The organism is Methanimicrococcus hongohii, from assembly GCF_032594095.1.
Lineage (GTDB): Archaea > Halobacteriota > Methanosarcinia > Methanosarcinales > Methanosarcinaceae > Methanimicrococcus > Methanimicrococcus hongohii.
The window spans coordinates 1,125,996-1,144,575 of the sequence record NZ_CP131059.1; the positions used below are offsets into that span (position 1 = coordinate 1,125,996).

20 protein-coding genes are annotated in these 18,580 nt (G+C 40.8%); 10 read left to right on the plus strand and 10 right to left on the minus strand.

Going from position 1 to position 18,580, the window contains the following annotated elements:
- Positions 1–7: 7 nt before the first annotated feature.
- Both MmiHf6_RS05255 and mtbA read right to left on the minus strand, forming a co-directional pair.
- Positions 8–676 carry a corrinoid protein gene (locus MmiHf6_RS05255; protein WP_316556756.1) on the minus strand — a complete coding sequence of 223 codons (669 nt, stop codon included), beginning with the start codon at positions 674–676 and terminating at the stop codon, positions 8–10.
- Between the two features lie 1,077 nt (positions 677–1,753).
- A complete protein-coding gene (gene mtbA / locus MmiHf6_RS05260; protein ID WP_316556757.1) occupies positions 1,754–2,776 on the minus strand; it encodes a methylcobamide:CoM methyltransferase MtbA in 1,023 nt (340 codons plus the stop codon).
- Between the two features lie 821 nt (positions 2,777–3,597).
- Here mtbA and MmiHf6_RS05265 point away from each other — a divergent pair.
- Positions 3,598–5,241, plus strand: coding sequence for a methylamine methyltransferase corrinoid protein reductive activase (locus MmiHf6_RS05265; RefSeq protein ID WP_316556758.1), 1,644 nt, complete (start codon positions 3,598–3,600; stop codon positions 5,239–5,241).
- 285 nt (positions 5,242–5,526) lie between these two features.
- Here the strand turns inward: MmiHf6_RS05265 and MmiHf6_RS05270 are convergent, their stop codons facing one another.
- Positions 5,527–5,871, minus strand: a complete 345-nt coding sequence (locus tag MmiHf6_RS05270; protein ID WP_316556759.1) for a hypothetical protein — start codon at positions 5,869–5,871, stop codon at positions 5,527–5,529.
- A gap of 194 nt (positions 5,872–6,065) precedes the next feature.
- Between MmiHf6_RS05270 and MmiHf6_RS05275 the strand changes: the two genes are divergently transcribed.
- The 3 genes from MmiHf6_RS05275 (at position 6,066) to speB (ending at position 7,797) form a co-directional block, all read left to right on the plus strand.
- Positions 6,066–6,398, plus strand: coding sequence for a hypothetical protein (locus MmiHf6_RS05275; protein ID WP_316556760.1), 333 nt, complete (start codon positions 6,066–6,068; stop codon positions 6,396–6,398).
- A 142-nt stretch (positions 6,399–6,540) separates the two neighbouring features.
- On the plus strand, positions 6,541–6,786 hold the full coding sequence (locus MmiHf6_RS05280) for a hypothetical protein (protein WP_316556761.1): 246 nt from the start codon (positions 6,541–6,543) through the stop codon (positions 6,784–6,786).
- Between the two features lie 129 nt (positions 6,787–6,915).
- Positions 6,916–7,797 carry an agmatinase gene (gene speB, locus MmiHf6_RS05285; RefSeq protein WP_316556762.1) on the plus strand — a complete coding sequence of 294 codons (882 nt, stop codon included), beginning with the start codon at positions 6,916–6,918 and terminating at the stop codon, positions 7,795–7,797.
- 329 nt (positions 7,798–8,126) lie between these two features.
- On the opposite strand, the gene MmiHf6_RS05290 is transcribed toward speB, so the two are convergent.
- Both MmiHf6_RS05290 and MmiHf6_RS05295 read right to left on the minus strand, forming a co-directional pair.
- Positions 8,127–8,276 carry a hypothetical protein gene (locus tag MmiHf6_RS05290; protein WP_316556763.1) on the minus strand — a complete coding sequence of 50 codons (150 nt, stop codon included), beginning with the start codon at positions 8,274–8,276 and terminating at the stop codon, positions 8,127–8,129.
- 207 nt (positions 8,277–8,483) lie between these two features.
- Positions 8,484–8,894 (minus strand): hypothetical protein, encoded by a 411-nt coding sequence (locus tag MmiHf6_RS05295; RefSeq protein ID WP_316556764.1) that lies wholly within the window; start codon positions 8,892–8,894, stop codon positions 8,484–8,486.
- 35 nt (positions 8,895–8,929) lie between these two features.
- On the opposite strand from MmiHf6_RS05295, the gene MmiHf6_RS05300 reads away from it, so the two are divergent.
- Entirely contained in the window at positions 8,930–9,343 is a 414-nt protein-coding gene (locus MmiHf6_RS05300) for a hypothetical protein (RefSeq protein ID WP_316556765.1), read from the plus strand.
- Between the two features lie 99 nt (positions 9,344–9,442).
- Here the strand turns inward: MmiHf6_RS05300 and rpiA are convergent, their stop codons facing one another.
- Positions 9,443–10,141 carry a ribose-5-phosphate isomerase RpiA gene (gene rpiA / locus MmiHf6_RS05305; protein WP_316556766.1) on the minus strand — a complete coding sequence of 233 codons (699 nt, stop codon included), beginning with the start codon at positions 10,139–10,141 and terminating at the stop codon, positions 9,443–9,445.
- A gap of 43 nt (positions 10,142–10,184) precedes the next feature.
- The gene (aspS, locus tag MmiHf6_RS05310) at positions 10,185–11,525 is read right to left on the minus strand and encodes an aspartate--tRNA(Asn) ligase (RefSeq protein WP_316556767.1); all 1,341 of its coding nucleotides are present in this window, start codon (positions 11,523–11,525) and stop codon (positions 10,185–10,187) included.
- 244 nt (positions 11,526–11,769) lie between these two features.
- Here aspS and MmiHf6_RS05315 point away from each other — a divergent pair, with 244 nt between their 5' ends.
- A complete protein-coding gene (locus tag MmiHf6_RS05315; RefSeq protein ID WP_316556768.1) occupies positions 11,770–11,904 on the plus strand; it encodes a hypothetical protein in 135 nt (44 codons plus the stop codon).
- Positions 11,905–12,358: 454 nt separating this feature from the next.
- Positions 12,359–12,505, plus strand: coding sequence for a hypothetical protein (locus MmiHf6_RS05320; RefSeq protein WP_316556769.1), 147 nt, complete (start codon positions 12,359–12,361; stop codon positions 12,503–12,505).
- A gap of 85 nt (positions 12,506–12,590) precedes the next feature.
- Here the strand turns inward: MmiHf6_RS05320 and MmiHf6_RS05325 are convergent, their stop codons facing one another.
- Together MmiHf6_RS05325 and MmiHf6_RS05330 are read right to left on the minus strand one after the other, a co-directional pair.
- Positions 12,591–12,716, minus strand: coding sequence for a hypothetical protein (locus tag MmiHf6_RS05325; protein ID WP_316556770.1), 126 nt, complete (start codon positions 12,714–12,716; stop codon positions 12,591–12,593).
- Between the two features lie 154 nt (positions 12,717–12,870).
- Positions 12,871–13,821 (minus strand): TIGR00269 family protein, encoded by a 951-nt coding sequence (locus MmiHf6_RS05330; RefSeq protein ID WP_316556771.1) that lies wholly within the window; start codon positions 13,819–13,821, stop codon positions 12,871–12,873.
- A gap of 243 nt (positions 13,822–14,064) precedes the next feature.
- Here MmiHf6_RS05330 and MmiHf6_RS05335 point away from each other — a divergent pair, with 243 nt between their 5' ends.
- Positions 14,065–15,642 carry a tripartite tricarboxylate transporter permease gene (locus tag MmiHf6_RS05335; RefSeq protein WP_316558650.1) on the plus strand — a complete coding sequence of 526 codons (1,578 nt, stop codon included), beginning with the start codon at positions 14,065–14,067 and terminating at the stop codon, positions 15,640–15,642.
- Between the two features lie 76 nt (positions 15,643–15,718).
- On the opposite strand, the gene MmiHf6_RS05340 is transcribed toward MmiHf6_RS05335, so the two are convergent.
- Positions 15,719–16,057 carry a hypothetical protein gene (locus MmiHf6_RS05340; protein ID WP_316556772.1) on the minus strand — a complete coding sequence of 113 codons (339 nt, stop codon included), beginning with the start codon at positions 16,055–16,057 and terminating at the stop codon, positions 15,719–15,721.
- A 497-nt stretch (positions 16,058–16,554) separates the two neighbouring features.
- On the opposite strand from MmiHf6_RS05340, the gene MmiHf6_RS05345 reads away from it, so the two are divergent.
- The gene (locus MmiHf6_RS05345) at positions 16,555–16,866 is read left to right on the plus strand and encodes a transcription factor S (protein WP_316556773.1); all 312 of its coding nucleotides are present in this window, start codon (positions 16,555–16,557) and stop codon (positions 16,864–16,866) included.
- A 389-nt stretch (positions 16,867–17,255) separates the two neighbouring features.
- On the plus strand, positions 17,256–17,993 hold the full coding sequence (locus MmiHf6_RS05350; RefSeq protein WP_316556774.1) for a DNA polymerase sliding clamp: 738 nt from the start codon (positions 17,256–17,258) through the stop codon (positions 17,991–17,993).
- Positions 17,994–18,580: the final 587 nt, after the last annotated feature.

The following is an 18,580-nucleotide window of genomic DNA, read 5'->3' on the forward strand; positions in this document are numbered from 1 at the left end:
ACCACCATTAAGCTTTAACTTTGGATGTCTCGACATTCATAATTTTCTTTGCAACATTCACAGCTTCTGCTGCGTTTTCGGCTGTTCCGTCTGCGCCGATTTCATCGATCCAGGCTTGAGAAACGGGTGCGCCGCCGAACATGCATTTTGCTTTTGCGCGGACGCCTTCTTCGTTGATCAAGATCATCAAGTCTTTCTGGCCGAGCATGGATGTGGTCATCAATGCGGAACCGACGAGAAGAACTTTGTCAGCGTCTGCTTTCTTGACTTCGTCGACGACAGTTTCGTTGGAAATGTCAACACCGAGCGTTTTGACTGTGAAACCGTTTGCACCAAGCATTGTGGAAACAAGTCTGTTACCGATGTCATGGATGTCGCCTTCCTGAACGAAAGAGATACAAATGCCTGCGCTTTCACTGCCGTCACCTTTTGCAAGTTCGGGCTGGAGAATTTCCATTGCGCTGTTCATTGCTTTTGCGGACATCATAATCTGGGGCAAGAAGAGTTCTCCGGTTTCGAATTTTTCACCGACAATTTTCATGCCTTCGGAAAGACCCTTCTGAATGATGTCAAGAGCGGGTGTTCCGTTTGCAAGTGCTTCTTTGGTTTTCTCAACGGTACCGTTGATGTTCTGAGTCATAACGGCATCTGCTAATTCCTTAAAGATATCTGACATATTTTTTACCTCCGTACAAAAGTTAGTACGTAAAATCGTACACTCGTTTCGCATACAAGCATATAACAAAAGATACGGCAAAGTTATCCCGTAATATCATTGTTATTCGCAATTATACTAAACGACACAAAATTTTTGACAGACTAAAATCCCCATTTCAATCTGCTTTTGGATGAATTACGATAGTAATCCACTTTCTTAAATGGGTAAAAATCCTATATAACTTAAATCTTAAACAAATTATCAACCCTATTATGAAATTAACAAGATGTTTGTAAAATAATAAAGTGTTAGAAAATATACAAACCGATGAAAAAGAGACAAGGTCAAGTAAAAAAACAAAAAGAAAAACACATGAAAACACAATCGGTTAAGAAGGAGGGAAAATGAAAAACGGGAAAAAAACTCAAAATATGCTTAATTTCAAAGAAAAGATAAAAAATTTACAAAATATGAAATAATTCGAAATTGACCGAAGAAATATTTTATCAAAATTTTGACAGGTATGTGGCGACCGCTCCAGCAAAAATTATATATAGACATCAATTGCCGCAAATGAAAACAAAATGAACAGGAAATGAGACAATAGCAATTGAATCCAAAATTTAGATGCTTTGTACACCCCGAATCAGAAAGAAAATGACAGAAAATCGATAACGGATGAGATGGTTAATTTCAGACATTTTATTAGAAATATTCAACTTTTAATGATCATTCAAATTTTAATGATTCCTGTCAGGATTGGAACACTGTTGTATGACTGCTTTTTTATTGCAGACGATTTCAAATAAGTACACAGACTTGCAGCTGCATTAGGTATTCGATTTTTGTTGTTTGCCATAAAGACATACGCATCGCGCACAAAACCCTCTCTTTTCGAAGAACTGTCAAAAGGCAATCCTTGCTTTTGAAACATTTAATACAAAAATAAAATCGGAATTAAAAAACAATAATTGAAACGAAACAAAATAGAAATGAAAGCGAAACAAAATAGAAATGGAAACGAACAGAAAATGACAAAAAGTAAAAAACAGGAATGAAAATCATTCCCGATCTTTAATTTAATCTTTAATTGAATTAATATTTTGAAGCTTTTGCGTATTCGACGAGTGCTTTCAAATTTTCAGTCGGTGTTGCGGAAACAGTACCGCAGCCGATTGTGACAATTTTTGCGCCTCTCTCGTAGACTTTTGCACATTCTGCTTTGATTTCATCAGGCGTGCCTTTCCACATGAGCTGAACAGGATCAAGGTTACCGACGATGACAGCGTCCTTTGCGGCTTCTGCTGCTTTCTGGACATCGACTTTTTGGTCAACACTGATTGCTTCAACACCGGACTGGTCCATCAAGTAGACGCCCTTTGTCGTGTCGCCGCAAATGTGGAGAACAGTCGGAACATCCATTGCTTTCATTGCGTCTGCAATCTTCTTGTGGTACGGAATCGCGAACTTTGCATAGAAGTCGTCGCCGAGAAGTTCGTAGCTGGCTGTCGGGTCAATGATGACCATGCAGCTTGCGCCGGCTTTGACCATTTCCTGTGCATATCTGACACAGAAGTCGGTTGTCATGTCAATGAGCGGCTGGATGACCGGGTCGTCTGTCATGAGACCCATGAACCAGTTGTCGCCGTTGAGGTGCTGCGCAAGGGAGAAGGGACCGATCATGGAACCGATAATCGGGATTTCGTCACCGTATTTTGCTTTCAGAATCTTGATGGAGTCGATGATTCTGTCAACACGTGCTGTGCCGCCGAATGCGAAGTCTTTCAATTTGTCGACATCTTCAGGTGTTGCTGCGACGTGGCCGACAACAGAGGGCTGCTGTTCGCGTGTGCCTTCTTTGATCTGGCAGCCGAAGAATTCAGCTTCTGCGGTGATGTCGAACGGAACACGGATGGCTTCGTAGCCGACAACTGTGTGACCTGCTTCTGCTAATTTTGCGATCAATTCGGGTTCTTCGTTGGCTTCGGGCCAGAAGGCGCCGCATGCTTCCATTTGTTCGACAGTTGCGGTCTGTGTGAAACAAACTGCGGGCATTCTGTCAACATCCATTTTCTTTAACGCGCGGTATAATCTTTCTTTAGGTGTGTATTCTGTCATAACTTGATCTCCCCCAAGTTGGATTTAGTCAAAGTTGAAAATTACATAATTCACATGTATGGTTTGTATGGCATTAGCCATCGTTTTTGACACGAATGTCTGAATCCGAAGAGGTTTTGAATTCGAAGGATCAAAAGACTAGCAAAGATCTAAGTCCGATATTCAAAATTTTTGAAATCAGGCATAATCGTACCGTTTCGACGATTTAACCGTCAAAATGTTGTCCGTTTATCCGGCATATTTTGATTTTGCGATTAAATCAGTCGGTTTTCAAATTAAATTGATTTCGCTCAAAGATTGAAATCAAATTTCAAAAACCTAATCGAACGGATAAACTTAACAGATAATAACATTAAAGATTCTTATAATTTATCCTAAATTTGAGAACATTTGCAATGAAAAACGAGAGGGGTAAACAAAATTACAAAGCCGTTGTAAAAATACAAATGAATTGATTTTTGCAAACATGCTGTTAATGAAAAATCCGATACATTTAAACCACATCGGGAAGAATAGTCATATGATAATCCTGTGATTAATTGGAGATTATGAATTGTTTTTACACTTGTTTGATATTTTAATTTGAAATATTAAAATTAAAAATCAATATTAAAAATTAATATTAAGAATCAATAATTAAAGATCAATATTAAAGGTCAGTATTAAATAATACAATATTTCGGAAATATCAATGAAATTTCTTGAAATAATCAAATTGAAATATCAATTCAAAATATATTAAAAATTTTAATTATTTGATATTTAGAAATTTTTCGACATTTCAATTATCAAAAACAAAACGCATTGGTGGATTAAAAAGAATGTATGTGATTGCCTTAGACCTCGGAACAAGCGGCTTTCGGGCGCAGCTGATTGACCAAAAAACAAACAAAACCTTGAAAACCGTCATTACAATGGGACATCCGCTTCCGGGCGGCAATGTGATTGACCATTTAGAATTTGCAATCGTCACCGGTGAAGATGTTGCCAATGAAGTGATGCTTCAGACGGTTAAGAAAATTTTGAATGCTTTTGATACGGATTTAAAAGAAATCCAATATATTGCGGTTTGCGGCAACCCGATTCAATTGTCTCTGTTTCAAAATATTGAAATCCGCGACTTGGCGTACGCGGGGGAAACGAAGCAGAAAAAACTCGGCATTGAACATGTTGAGCGTGAGGCGCGCATTTTTCCGGCAAATGAATTATTTACAGGTGTTGTCGACCTTCCGAATTGTCAAATTATTGTTCCGCCCGCCATTAAACACGAAATCGGTGCCGACGCTTTGGCAATGATGACAGAAACTGATTTTTACACGCAGGAAAAACCGTGTTTGGTAACCGACTACGGAACGAATGCCGAAATGGCGATCAAAGTCGGCGACAAGATAATTACAGCAAGCGCTGCCGCCGGCCCGTCGATTGAAGGTCAGGGAATTCCGTGCGGAATGCTTGCCGCGCCCGGCGCAATCAGCGACGTCAACCTTGAAGGCGACTACTGGCGCTTAACTGTTCTTGACGAGATGATGCAGTCCGGCAAAGGCGACCTTGTCGACCCCGTCACCGGAAAAATCATTGAAAAAGGCGAAATTGAAGCGGTCGGCATTACAGGAACTGGCGTCATTTCATGTATGTCGATCATGCTGAAAAGCAAATTGATGACAACGATTCCGAAGCTTCCGAACGGCAAAGTCATTCTCGGCGACGGCATTGAGATTACGGAAAAAGATGTCGTTGAAATCGGAAAAGCAATCGGCGCGATTCGTGCCGCGCAGTTGACGTTAATGGAAGCGGCCGACCTTGATTATGATGAGCTTGAATACGCTTACATTTCAGGCGCGACCGGAACATATGTTGACGGGAAAAAGGCGGCTTATCTCGGTTCGGTTCCGAGTTACGCGAAAAACGTGATTCAATTCGGAAACACGTCAATCGGTCTTGCCCGAAAACTTGCGATTCATCCCGAACAGCTGGAAGACGTTAAGAAGATGGCGAAAAAGATTCAAGCTGACCACTTAATGATGGCGACTTCTCAAACGTTTAAGGATATTTACATTTGCGAACTTTCCTATTGGGAACAGGGCATGCCGATGGAAATGTATGACGAGATGCTGAGAATGTTTAAGCTCAGGCCGTTTCCGCATGACGATCCGGACCCGAATGTAGAGCGCCGCGTTGTCCGCGACATTGATGATGTCGGAGAAGCCGGCGTCACGATGGTCGAGCATATCGGCGTCTTTTTGGAAGCGCCCGCGCACGGATGTATTTTCTGCCACAAATGTGAGAAGTCGTGTCCGGAAAACGCGATCACGGTTCATGACAGCAAGCCCGACAATTATATTGTGATTGACAGCCAGAAGTGTCTCGGTTCAAGCTGCAAGCGATGCATTACGAACTGTCCGAAAAACGCGGTCAACCATTCCATTTTAAAAGTCGTTCATAAAGAAGAAAACATCACAAGCTGATGATTTTCTTTCTTTTTTCTTTTTATTATTCATTTTATTCTTCCTTTTCTTTTTATTCTTCTTTTTCTTTTTTTGTGCTGTCTGCGCCGCGCGCGCGAATTGCATCATTTTTGTTTGGTTTTCAAACCTGTCCCTCGTTTTTATTTTGTTTTCGAGATAAACCCAAACATCCAATATTCAAAACCGGTAAACCTGAACGCCCGATAAAATCCTAAACTTAAATTTTTAGATTTTGGAGAAAAGACGGCGTTCCGTTTTTGAGAATTTTTGATGAAAGACGATGTTTCAATTGAATTCAAAAATGAATGAAAAGACCAAAAACCGTCCCCGCAAGTTGAGTTCCGGGCGGCGCGAAGCGGCGAACCGGACTTGAAACGCAGTTTCAAGTTTCTGATCGAAGCGAAGAAACGAGACTTGGCGGATTCTTTCCATACGAAACAAAAAAATCAAGAGCCACTTTTTTGTTGTTTCTGTTCGGCTCCTGCAAAGTGTTTTCCTGCAACTGTCTTTTGCATTTGCTGCTGCAACTGCCCGACAGCTGCCACGCGCGCGAATCGCATCATTTTTTGTTTGATTTTCAAACCTGTCCCGCGTTTTTATTTTGTTTTCGGGATAAAACCAAACATCCAATTTTCAAAATCGGTGAACCTGAACGCCCGATAAAACCCTAAACTTAAATTTTTAGATTTTGGAGAAAAGACGGCGTTCCGTTTTTGAAAATTTTGATAAAAGAAGATGTTTCAATTGAATTCAAAAATGAATGAAAAGACCAAAAACCGCCCCCGCAATTTGAGTTCCGGGCGGCGCGAAGCGGCGAACCGGACTTGAAACGCAGTTTCAAGTTTCTGATCGAAGCGAAGAAACGAGACTTGGCGGATTCTTTCCATACGAAACAAAAAAATAAAAAGCAGTCAAATCTTTTAATTAGCTTGTCGGCTCCGGCTGAGCCTGCCGGTCTGCAACTGTCTTTAAAGTTGCTGCTGCCAATCAGGTTTGCGTTGTTGCCTGCATCTGCTCTTTTTTTAGTAATCCGTTCGCATTCGCGAACGTGCCGCTGCTACCCACAGGTTTCTGTTTCTGCTGCTTCCAATCAGGTTTCTGCTGCAGCTGCCCGACAGCTGCCGCCGCGCGAGCCGCACAGGTTTTATGATTTTTAAACCTGTTCCCCATTTATATATTAGAATCAAAAAAATCGAAAATATGAAACAATAATTTATTGCAACAGTGTTTTATTCTTGCACTTTATTTCAGCAACATCGCTGAAATATACATTTTTAAAACTTGAAGGACCGGTTATTGATGGAAATAAAAAATATATCCAAATGGTGGAAGACAATAACAGAAGCTGCAACAATTTATTTTGCAATCTCTTTTTGTCTGATTGCCGGCGCTTTTGTTTATTTATACACGACCGGAAAAAATATTGAATTGCCGCCGATTATTGACATTCCATTTTCAATCGGATTCAGCATTTCAGCAATAATCATCATAATTTCTATAATAGTTGATATTTTTAATGCCGCCAAAAAAATATTAAAACTTTGATTTTTTGTCAAAAAACGAATTTTTAAATAGAAAACATTTATTTTACTTGATTGTTAACACCCGTTTTATCGGCGATTAAAAATGATCGCGACTGAAACGGTTTCTTAATTTATAGAGGAACACAGGTAAATGTTTTCACCCGTAACTTTCTTTGATGCAATTTATGAATATGATGACGCCGAATACGTTATTTTCGGCGCGCCGTTTGACAACACATCCTCTTTTCGAACCGGAAGCCGCTGGGCGCCGGACAGAATGAGAGAAGTGGCAATTAATTTTGAAACGTACAGCCCGAAATATGATTTGGACATGACCGACATTTTGGTTCATGATGCCGGCAATTCATTCGTTTCTGTCAATATTGATGAAACATTAGAATGGATTTACGAAGACGCCAAACAAATTGTGGATGACGGCAAATTTCCGATCATGATCGGCGGCGAACATTCGCTGACGTACGCGCCCGTTAAAGCGTGCTACGACGCGTGTGAAGAAAAGGACGACTTCGCCGTTTTGGTACTCGACGCGCATTTCGATTTGAGAACGGATTTCCGCGGCTTGAAAAATAATCACGCCTGCGTTTCCCGTCATATTCTTGAAAATATTACGAAAAATTATGTTTCAATCGGTATTCGCAGCGGTCCCCAAGAAGAATGGGAATACGCGAAAAATGAAGGAATCAAATTCTATTCCAACGATGACGTTTTTGAAATGGGAATCAAAGAAATCATTAAAGAAACGATGGAATATTTAGACAGCGAACACATTTATTTGTCGCTTGATATGGACGCCATTGACCCCGCTTTCTGCCCCGGTCTTGGAACGCCTGAGCCGTTCGGCATGACCGACCGCGAAGTGCGTGAAGTGCTACGCGCGTTTGCGCCGAAAACGATCGGTTTTGATGTCGTTGAAATCGCGCCGGAATACGATAACGGTCAATCTGCAATATTAGCGACAAAATTGATGCGCGAATTTATTTTCGCAAGAGAAGCATCTAAAAAGAATAAATAATTCGCAAATAAATTTAAAAAGAGAAGAAAAGGAATAAAAAACAAAGAAATAAAAAAACAAAGAAATAAAAAAACAAAGAAATAAAAAAACAAAGAAATAAAAAAACAAAGAAATAAAAAAACAAAAAGAATACAGTCGGAAAATGAGAAGTCATTTTCCGCTTTATTTAATCAAAATTAATTTGATCAAAATTAAAATGAATTTTATTTTAAATGAATTTTATCAGAAACAAATAAATTTTTGTTTCTGACTGCTTCAAATTAATTTAAAATGGATTCAATTTTTAAAATTGGTTTGAAAATAAAAAGATTCTTTGGCGAATCAATGATTTACCAAAGGTGATGTTTTCTTTTCTTGCCTTCTTTTTTGCTTTTTCTGCTGCTTAAACCGCAGCATCCGCCTTTTTTGTAATGTTCGAGGACAGCAACGACGGCGATAGGGATTGTAACGATAAGCAAAAGCTTAAGTAATTTTTTCATTTTTGAATCACCTTTTGAAAATTTAAATTTAATTTTTTTGTTGATTTCAGCAAGAATTCAACAATAAGAATATTCTTCACAACCTCTATAAATAATATTTTATTTAAATTCAAAATATTTTATAATTATAACAAACAATCATTGAACAATTGAGCAATAAAGAGCAAAAAATAAAACGAATTCAAATATTTTAAATGAATTTGGCTGTTAAATGAATTTGGCTGACTTGATCATGTCCAAAAGCAAATTCAAATTATCTTTGTTTTCGGGACCGACCAATATGCGAATCGCCTGATCATTGCGTTCGTTATAAATATCTGCTTCATACCCGTTTTTCCCCGGAAGAACGCGAATGACGGTTCGTTCTCGAAGTTTTTTAACCGGCAAAATCGGCAAATCTTTTTTGGTTTCGTTATCGACGGCTTCAAAATCCTGATAAGGATCTTTCCGGCACATAATTTCGATATAAACAGACGTGTTTGTCGAAATAAATATCTCGTCAGCTAAATTGAATTCCGCGTTTTCCGGAATTCCGACAACTGCATTGCCGCCGTTGTCGCCTGTAAATTGTTTCGTTTTCAAATTTGTTCGATGAAAGAGACGTTTTCCTAAACTCATTTAGACCACCCGTTTTTAAAATGGTTTAATACAAATTGACTGAAAAGATAATATTCAGTCGAGAATATAAATATTACTCAAAAAATTTTGCTCGCGTCAGCCTGACGGCTGCCTCTCACAAAATTTCATCGGGCAGGGGGGAAGGCGGTGTTTGTAAAAAAATTTTGCTCGGCTTCGCCTCACAAAATTTCATCTGGCAGGGGGCGGTGTTTGTAAAAAATCGCTTCGCGATTTTTCAGGCTTCGCCTGTTTCCGGCGGGAGTCAGGTTTCTGTTTCCGCGTGGAGTCAGGTTTCTGTTTCCGCGTGGATTCGGGTGTTTGTTTCCGATGGGAGGGCGGTGTTTACTGAAAAATCGCTTCGCGATTTTTCCTGCGTCGCCTGCCTTTCTGCTTGCAGATGCCGCCGCCCGCGCGACCCGCACAATTTTTCAAAAAAAACTCAAAAATGACCCCAACGTTTTTGATGAATTCTAAAAAATAAATTGCAGCGTTTTTAAAAAATAAAATAAATGAAAATAAAATAAATGAAAATAAAGAATATTTCATCTTTATTTTTTGATTACTACAACGGTCCCGTCAGCGTTTCCGATGGCGACTTCATCGACATTCATAAAAATGCCGTGTTCGACAACGCCCGGAATCTGTGACAATTTTGTCGCCAGTGCTGCCGGATTTTTGATTTCGCCAAAAGCGCAGTCGATAACAAAGTTGCCGTTATCCGTGATCACCGGCCCGTCTTTTTTGGACGCCGCGCGCAAAACAGGGTCGCCGCCGAGTTCTTTGAGTGACTTCACGACAAGTTCTTTACCAAACGGCATGACTTCGATCGGAACAAAAACGGAAAGCGTCTTCGCTTTTTTGGCGGGATCGGAAACAACGACAAAACGGTCGGCAGACATGGAAACGATTTTTTCTCTCGTGTGCGCCGCGCCGCCGCCTTTGATTGCGAAAAGATTCTCGTCAAACTGATCGGCGCCGTCGATTGCAAGCGTTAATCTCGGCGTTTCGGCAAGCGATGTCAGCGGAACGCCGGCTTCAATTGCGATTGCTTCGGATTGATAAGATGTCACAACGCCGACAATGTCCAAATTTTCTTCACGAACACGGCGACCGAGCTCTTTAATTGTATAAGCAACGGTTGACCCCGTTCCGAGACCGACGGCATCGCCTGATTTGACGAGTGAAGCGGCATAAATTCCGGCCGCCTTTTTCTCAGGCGATTCTTTCGCTTGATTTCTGTCTGTCATTTTCCATTCCCTTCTGCTTTTTTCATTTTATCTTAACTTTTGTTTAGGGTGAAAGTCTCTTTCTGTCTCTCGGGAACAAAACCGCTTCACGGATGTTGTCCAATTCAAGCATCGTCATGATCAGACGCTCCGCGCCGACACCGAATCCGCCGTGCGGGGGCATGCCGAACTTGAAAGTCTTCAAATAGAAATCAAAGCCGGAAGGATTGAGACCTTTTTCCATGATGCGCTGAACAAGCAAATCGTGCTGATGAATGCGCTGCGCGCCGGAAGAGAGTTCCATCATGCGGTGCATCATGTCAAAGCTCTTTGAAATTTCAGGGCGGTCTTCGTAAGGCATGGCATAAAACGGCTTGGTTTCCGTCGGCCAGTCAACGATAAAGTAGTGGGATTCGCCTGTTTTGTTAAACACATATTCGCCGAAAAGGTGTTCCGCCTGCGTTCCGATGTCGTCGCCGAACTGCATTTTGTCTTCAATTTCTGGAATTTCATTGTTGATGATTTCAAGAACCTGCTCGTAAGTGTATTTGTTAAACGGCAGTTTCGGGATCTGAAGTTCTTTTTCGAGAACGGCCAAACTCGGTTGACATTTTTCAACGACCTGCTCATAAATGTAGACGATCATGTTTTCCAAAAGCTCCATGACATCTTCGTGGTCGGCAAAGCTCATTTCAATATCAATGGAAGTGGCTTCGTTCAAGTGTTTTCTTGTGTCATGTTCTTCGGCTCTGAAAATCGGTCCGATTTCGTAAACGCGGTCAAGCCCGGCGGACATGAGCATTTGCTTAAAGAGCTGCGGGCTCTGGTTTAAGAATGCTTCGCGGTCAAAATAGCTGATCGGGAACAAATCGGTTCCGCCTTCGGTTGCCGCTGCCACGATTTTGGAGGTTGTTGTTTCCATAAATTTGTTTTCTGTTAAAAAGTCGCGGATAGCTTTCTGAACTGTGTCGCGGATGACGAAAACGGCGGTCTGCTCTTCGCGTCTGAGGTCCATAAAACGGTTGTCTAAGCGCGTGTCAAGTTCGGCGTCGACTTTGCCGGTCGTGTCCATCGGAAGCGGCGACTCGGCATCGCTGATGACGGTGATGGATTCCGGAATCAATTCGTAGCCGTTGGGCGCTTTTGCTTCTGCTTTGACGGTTCCCGTAACGGTTACGACAGATTCGCGGCTGACTCTTTTAACGGTTTCGAGAAGGTCTGCTTCAACTTTTTTCTTGACAAGCGTTACTTGGGCGCGGCCGAATCTGTCGCGAAGGACCAAGAAAGTGATGCCGCCGAGGTCTCTGACTTCGTGGACCCAGCCGGAAAGCGTCACGGTTTGGCCGTTGTCCGCTTCGGGGTTGATTTCCCCCGTAAAGTGTGTTCTGAGTGCTTTTAATGACATGATAATCACGTAAATACATTAAACAATACATAAAATATTTGAAAAAACAAAATAATTTGAAAACAGAATGAAATTCAAATTGGTCAATATAATAACTTCGGATAGGGAATAATCATTATCGTATTTTAATTTAAGTAAGATTTAAATGAAATGAAATTGTCTGAAATGATACATTTATTCATATTTAAAATAATTAAATATTAAAATAATTAAATAAATTTCATAAAATAACCGAGGAACGAATATGGATCTCCACCAAATCGAAGAATCTGCAGAACAGGCATTCGATCATGCGCTGCATATGGTTAAAATGAAAAACATCCTCTTGCTTATTATTATTTTAGGACTTGCTTATCTCTATCTTTTTGTGATTGACTGATTCGTTTTTCATTTCTCTTTTATTTCTTTTCTTTTTTTTGTTTTTTATTTCTTTTTAATTCATTTCATTCGTTTTTCAGTCGTCTATCTTCCGCCGCCGTGCAAGCTGCTTCATTTTTTGTTTTATTTTTCAAACATGTCTGTCGTTTTATTTTGTTTTCATCAACGAAACCCAAACATCCAATATTCAAAATCGGTGAACCTGAACGCCCGATAAAACCCTAAATAAATGTTTTAGATTTGGAAAAAAGCCGGCGTTCCGTTTTTGAAGAAAATGGATAAAGATGATGTTTCGATTTGTTTAATATTGAATAAATATTTCAAATACCGCCCCCGCAAGTTGAGTTTCCGAGCGTAGCGAGGAAACGAGACTTGGCGGATTCTTCCCATACAAAATAAAATATTCAAAACCGCTGATTGCTAATTACTTTTCAGCTTTTGCAAAGTGTCGTCTTGTGACTGTCTTTTGCTGTCAGCTTCCTGCTAAGCTTGCAAGTCTGCAACTGTCTTTTACGCTGCCCGTGCAAACTTCTGTCCGGTCGCCGCTGCCGGCAGCAGGCCGCCGCCGCGCGAGATGCACAAGTTTTCAAAAAATGAATTAAAACAGGGATCGAATTTTAAAAATGAAATAAAAAAAGAGGAAATAAATCATAAGAATATTAAGATATATTTTTTACTCAATTGCCTTCAATCGATTGCGCCTTTTTCAAGCATTTTACACGCTTGGCAAACGGTGTCATTACAGGGCTCGCCGCAGATTTGACAGTCCTGCATCGCGGATGTGTCCAGCGCTTGCGCAATCAACGGCACCATCGTATCGTAACCGCGCACGAGCGAGTATTTTGTACCGGGATGGTTGACTTCAAAAAAAATTGAGGTCTTCGCTTCGCTCTGACCTCAATTTTTCATATTAGAACTTCCCGCATGTTTGCGTTTTTGGGATGTCTTCGACATCCCGGCTCAATTTTCAATCGATTGCGCCTTTTTCAAGCATTTTACACGCTTGGCAAACGGTATCATTACAGGGCTCGCCGCAGATTTGACAGTCCTGCATCGCGGATGTGTCCAGCGCCTGCGCAATCAGCGGCACCATCGTATCGTAACCGCGCACGAGCGAGTATTTTGTACCGGGATGGTTGACTTCAAAACTGTTGAGCAAACGCCTGACTTCTTTTCGAAGCGCTCCGAATGAGTGCGGGCATGCTGTCAATTCCATCGGCAAATCATTCAAATAAGCGTAAAGCGCGATTTCTTTTTCAGGGATTTTTCGAAGCGGCTTGACGCGGAGAATGAATCCGTCCAACTCATTTGCTGCCGAAAAACGAACCATTCGTTCGACATCGCCGCGGAAATGATTGAGCATAATTGTCTGCGCTTCGTCATCTAAGTTGTGTCCGATAACGAGTTTGGTTGCGCCGATGTCGCGGGCAGCTTTGTTCAGGATTTTTTTGCGGAGAACGCCGCAGTAACTGCACGGACCGACTTCTTTTTTGTCGTCGCTGTAACGGTTTTCAACCATTTTCTTTTCCGTCACGAGCTCGTCCATGGATTTGCCGTATTCGTCTTTGAATGATCGGACGATATGTTCAATGCCGAGGCGTTCGGTCATTTCCCGCGTCCGCTCTATCGAATGATTGCGATAGCCGTCGATGCCTTCGTCAATCGTGATTGCAACGATTCGGATGTCGGGGCGGTCGCCGAATATTTTATGCATTAACAAAAGAGCGACGGAACTGTCTTTTCCGCCGGAAAAGCCGACTGCGATGACATCATTTTTTTTCACGGGATAGCGCTGACGCATTGTGAGCTTCGCTTTGCGCTCAACATCTTCAAAAAAATGTTTTCTGCATAAGTGAAGGCCGGAATACGGCTGGTAAATGATGGCAGGCGTGCTGCACTTTCGGCATTTTGTTGTCATAAATTAATCCTGTAATGAAATAAATCTGAATCAATTTGAATTAGTTTGAATTAGTCTGAATCAATCTGAATTAGTCTGAATCAATTTGAATGAATTAAACTCGTCATGAAATAAATTGAAATAAATCATAAAATAAATCATGAAATAATGATGTGTTGAAGAAGAACAAAACATTTCTCATTTAAACTTTATGTTTTTGAAAATTTCGGCAGCTTGATATTCTTTTTAATTATCTTTGCCGTTATGATTGCCGCTGCCATTATTTCCGCCTTTACGTCTGTCTTAACATCTTCCTTTGGTTTCGCTTTTTCATTCGCCTTTTCAATTTTGTTTGAAAATTTCGCTCTCGCCTTTCTCCTTTGTGTTGCGGGAGGCTGGATTTTCGGGATGATGACCGGAATGGTTCCCGGAATTCACGTCAATAATATTGCCGTCGTTTTGGCAAGCGCCGCCGCATTTCTTTACGGCTTCGGGTTTTCGCCGATCCTTCTGTCCGTCATTATTCTCTCTTGCGCCGTTTCTCATACGTTTCACAATATTATTCCGGCCATTTTTCTCGGCGCGCCCGGTGAGGAAACGGTTTTTGCCGTCCTTCCCGGTCACAAACTTTTGATTGCGGGAGACGGAATGCCGGCGGTTCGCCTCTCGGCTCTCGGAAGTATCGCCGCCGTCATTTTTTCATTCATTATGATTCTTCCGACGGCGTGGTTTTTATCGCATTTCTATCCGTTTTTTGAGTCAAAGATGGGATTCATATTGCTTGGCTTGACTTTGATTGTTCTTCTTTCTGAAAAGAAGCCGTCAAAAATCTTTTTTGCCGCAATTGTTTTTTTGACGGCGGGATTTTTCGGGACGATTGCTTTTGAAATGGACGGCAATTTGAATCCGCTGCTGTCGGTTTCATCCGTTTCCGTTTTGATGCCGCTTCTCAGCGGAATGTTCGGCGTTCCGCAGCTCATCCTGAGTTTGTTTTCAAGATCCGAAATTTATGATGTTCATGAAAAAAGTTTGAATTTTTCAAACAAACTTTTCCTTAAAAATGTGTTTCTCGGAACGGCGGCAGGCGCTTTTGTTTCATGGATTCCCGGCGTTTCTTCATCGGTTGCGGCAATTTTGGCGGGATTGTTCAAGGAAAACGGCATCGAAAGCGAGTTTGAAAATAAGTTTGAAAATGAGTTTGAAAATGAGTTTGAAAATAAGTTTGAAAACAATTTTGAAAATAATGTTGAAAATAATGTTGAAAATAATGTTGAAAATAATGTTGAAAATAATGTTGAAAAAACTGAAAAGACTGAAAGAATTAAAAAGATTGAAAAAGCGGAAAACGAATCCGAAATTGTTCTTGCCAAAGAATATATCGTCATTGTTTCGGCAATCAGCACGGCTAACGCTGTTTTCGGTCTTCTTGCGTTTTTTGCGATCGGCAAATCAAGAAACGGCGCCGTCATTTCGATTCGGGATATTTTATCCGGCGCCGGGTTTCCTTTATCCGAAAACGGTTTTTCGGGAGAAATGCTTGAATTATTCATTTTATTTTACGCCGTTATCATGCTCAGCGCGTTTCTTTCATATTTTTCAACGATTCGCCTCGGCAAAATCATTCCTCGAATTTTCAAGAAATTGAATTATCGCGCGATTTCTGTTTTTGTTCTCGCGCTGCTTTCGATTTTAATCCTTCTCATTTGCGGCTCTTACGGGTTTGTTTTATTTTTTGTTTCGATCTTGATCGGCTTTTTGCCTGTCGTTCTTCGCGTCAGAAAATCGAATTTGATGGGCGTGATTTTGTTCCCGGTTATGCTTTATTTTTTAGGGCTTCGATGACGGCTTATTTTATTTTTTAAAAACGCGATTCGAGTTTTCGTGTTTTTTGAAAAAATGGGGTTCGTGTTTTCGTGTTTTAAATTTTTGAAAAATTGTGCGGGTCGCGCGGCGGCGGGCTGCTGCCGGCAGCGGCAGCGCAAACCTGATTGCAAGCGGAAACAGAAACCTGTGGGTAGCGGCGGAAACAGAAACCTAAAGGTAATAGCGGAAACAAAAACCAAAAGGTAGCAGCAGCAACGCAAACCTGATTACAAGCGGCAACATTAAAAGACAGTTGCAGACGAGCAGGCGCAGCCGGAAGCTGAAAGCAAAAGACAGGCGTAAGAAGACATTTTGCCAAGGCCGAAAAGCAATTAAAAGTCATGACTGTTTTGTATTTTTCATTTCGTATGGGAAAGAATCCGCCAAGTCTCAATTCCCTTCGCTTCGCTACGGGAATTTCAACTTGCGGGGGCGGTATTTTAAATTCATTTACTTTTTCTGATTGAAACATCGTTTTTATCAAAATTATTCAAAAACGGAACGCCTTCTTTTTTCCAAATCTAAAACATTCATTTAGGGTTTTATCGGGCGTTCAGGTTTACCGATTTTGAAAATTGGATGTTTAGGTTTCATCCGAAAATAAAAAGAAAAACGAGATCGGGTTTGAAAACAGAATAAAAATAAAAACGATGCAGCTCGCGCGCGGCGGCGCCCCAAAAAAGATTTGAATCGGATTTATGCCAAGTTGCCGAAAATCGATATAACGGATAGAAACGGTTAAATCATGAAGCGTCATTCTTTAGTCTTAATTGATTTTCAAACCGTTTTGTTAAATGTTTGACTGCTGCTTTTTTTGTAATTGTAATCTTGGCGGTGGTCGTTGCTGTTTAACAACAAGGGATCCAACAAAATATTAGTAAGTGATTCAAAATGCAATTTTGCCCGAAATGTAAAAGCATGATGCTGCCTTCCGGCGGCGAATATAAATGCAAGAAATGCGGCTGTACGTCCGAGATCGACAAATCTTCCGAAATGACTTTCAAAGCAGAAATCCAAGAACGAGAAGTCGTTGTTTTGGAAGGCGATATCGAAGAAGGTCTTCCGAAAACAGATGTGATGTGCCCCGAATGCAGAAACAGAGAAGCGTATTGGTGGCTCAGACAGCTTCGCTCTGCCGACGAATCTGAAACGCGTTTCTTCAAATGCACAAAATGCGCATTCACATGGCGCGAATACGATTAATTTCATTCATTTTATCGTTATCCGGCGATTAATTATCTAATGATTAAATTAAAAATTCATTAATTCAAATCCGATTTATTTTAAAATAAGTTAATCTGAATCGGATTTTATTTTCAATTTTTATTCGTTTTTAACTTGTTTTTATTTTAAACTTGTTTTTATTTTAAACTTGTTTTTAATTCGTTTTAGATTTGCCTTTTAAAGTTTTGCATTTTGAAAAGATATTAAATATTTATATCTGTAAACGGATATAACAGTAAAAATTGACTTGCGTCATCTTTTTAACTTATTCATTATACTATTACTCATTACATTAATTCATTAATTAATTCATAATTTAGTTATAATCTTTAACAAACGCGTTTATTAAACATGAAAAAGTGATTTCTATGCTTAAAGCTGCAATCGATATTGATCTTCTCAGAGATTCCATTACGGCTCTTTCCGTCATCGTCAGTGAAGTGCGCCTGAAAATTAATCCGGAAGGCATTTCAGTCAAAGCCGTTGACGCCGCCAACGTGGCAATGGTCATCTTTGACTTAAAAGCCGCCGCTTTTGAAAGCTACAAGGCGGAAGAAACGGAAGTCGGAATCGACCTTGTCAAACTCAACGACATTCTTGGAATTGTAGAGAAAAAGACATTGGTCGACATGGAACTTGACATGACCGCACAAAAGCTTCATTTGAACTTCGGCGGCCTCTCTTACACCTTATCTCTTCTCGACCCGTCCACGATCAGATCCGAACCCCGCGTCCCGCAGCTGGACCTTCCGGCCCGCGTCGTTTTGAACGGTCAGGATTTGAAGCGCGCCGTCAAAGCCGCCGAAAAAATCAGCGACCACATGACACTCGGTGTTACCGGCGACATTTTCTTTATGGAAGCCAAAGGCGACACCGACCAGGTTCGTTTGGAAATGGGAACCGATCAGTTGATCGATTTGAAATCCGGCGAAGCCAACTCATTGTTCTCCTTGGATTACCTGCTTGACATCGTCAAATCCGCAGGCAAAGCCAATGAAGTTACGCTTTCGATCGGCTGCGATTTCCCGATTTTGATCGAATTCGATGTGGCGCCCGCCGTTTGTCACGTGACATTCCTGCTGGCTCCGAGAATCGAGTCCGATTAAGTAAAATGAAGTTTTTTTAAATTTCATTTTCCGGTCGGCGCGAAACGACGGACGGACTTGAAACGCAGTTTCAAGTTTCTCTTTTTCTTTTCCTTTCTTTCGTTTTCTTTTTATTTTGTTGCCTGTTTTGTTCCGTTTTTCAATTTTTGGACAAACTCAAACATCGTTTTTTCTTAAATTTCAATAAACCCGAACGCCCGATAAAATCCAAAATAAAAGAAATCTTTTTTGAAAAAAGGCGTTCGTTTTTTGTTTTAATTTAAAATAAACCCGATGTTTGTTTTTTTTGATTCAATATGATGAAAAGTTCAAACACCGCCCCCGCAAGTTGAGTTCCCGGAGCGTAAGCGGAGGAAACGAGACTTGGCGGATTCTTACCATGACGATTAAAAAGACCTATTTCAGCGCTTTTCGCTCCTATTTAATTTAAAACCGAATGTGTGAATTCGTCGATTCGTGGTTAGAATCTCAATCTCCTTCTTTCTTCGCTACGCTCAGAAACGCGTCGATTGAGGGGCGGTTTTTCGCCTTTTCAATTCGTTTGACGAATTATTCAAACATCGTTTTTTCTTAAATTTCAATAAACC

Bases quoted from the DNA above. Each gene is read 5' to 3' on its own strand.
- MmiHf6_RS05295 (WP_316556764.1), bottom strand. From the start codon at position 8,894: ATGAGTTTAGGAAAACGTCTCTTTCATCGAACAAATTTGAAAACGAAA.
- MmiHf6_RS05280 (WP_316556761.1), top strand. From the start codon at position 6,541: ATGGAAATAAAAAATATATCCAAATGGTGGAAGACAATAACAGAAGCT.
- MmiHf6_RS05335 (WP_316558650.1), top strand. From the start codon at position 14,065: ATGATTGCCGCTGCCATTATTTCCGCCTTTACGTCTGTCTTAACATCT.
- MmiHf6_RS05350 (WP_316556774.1), top strand. From the start codon at position 17,256: ATGCTTAAAGCTGCAATCGATATTGATCTTCTCAGAGATTCCATTACG.
- MmiHf6_RS05255 (WP_316556756.1), bottom strand. From the start codon at position 676: ATGTCAGATATCTTTAAGGAATTAGCAGATGCCGTTATGACTCAGAAC.
- rpiA (WP_316556766.1), bottom strand. From the start codon at position 10,141: ATGACAGACAGAAATCAAGCGAAAGAATCGCCTGAGAAAAAGGCGGCC.
- aspS (WP_316556767.1), bottom strand. From the start codon at position 11,525: ATGTCATTAAAAGCACTCAGAACACACTTTACGGGGGAAATCAACCCC.
- MmiHf6_RS05315 (WP_316556768.1), top strand. From the start codon at position 11,770: ATGGATCTCCACCAAATCGAAGAATCTGCAGAACAGGCATTCGATCAT.
- MmiHf6_RS05290 (WP_316556763.1), bottom strand. From the start codon at position 8,276: ATGAAAAAATTACTTAAGCTTTTGCTTATCGTTACAATCCCTATCGCC.
- MmiHf6_RS05345 (WP_316556773.1), top strand. From the start codon at position 16,555: ATGCAATTTTGCCCGAAATGTAAAAGCATGATGCTGCCTTCCGGCGGC.
- MmiHf6_RS05330 (WP_316556771.1), bottom strand. From the start codon at position 13,821: ATGACAACAAAATGCCGAAAGTGCAGCACGCCTGCCATCATTTACCAG.
- speB (WP_316556762.1), top strand. From the start codon at position 6,916: ATGTTTTCACCCGTAACTTTCTTTGATGCAATTTATGAATATGATGAC.
- MmiHf6_RS05325 (WP_316556770.1), bottom strand. From the start codon at position 12,716: ATGGTGCCGTTGATTGCGCAAGCGCTGGACACATCCGCGATGCAGGAC.
- mtbA (WP_316556757.1), bottom strand. From the start codon at position 2,776: ATGACAGAATACACACCTAAAGAAAGATTATACCGCGCGTTAAAGAAA.
- MmiHf6_RS05265 (WP_316556758.1), top strand. From the start codon at position 3,598: ATGTATGTGATTGCCTTAGACCTCGGAACAAGCGGCTTTCGGGCGCAG.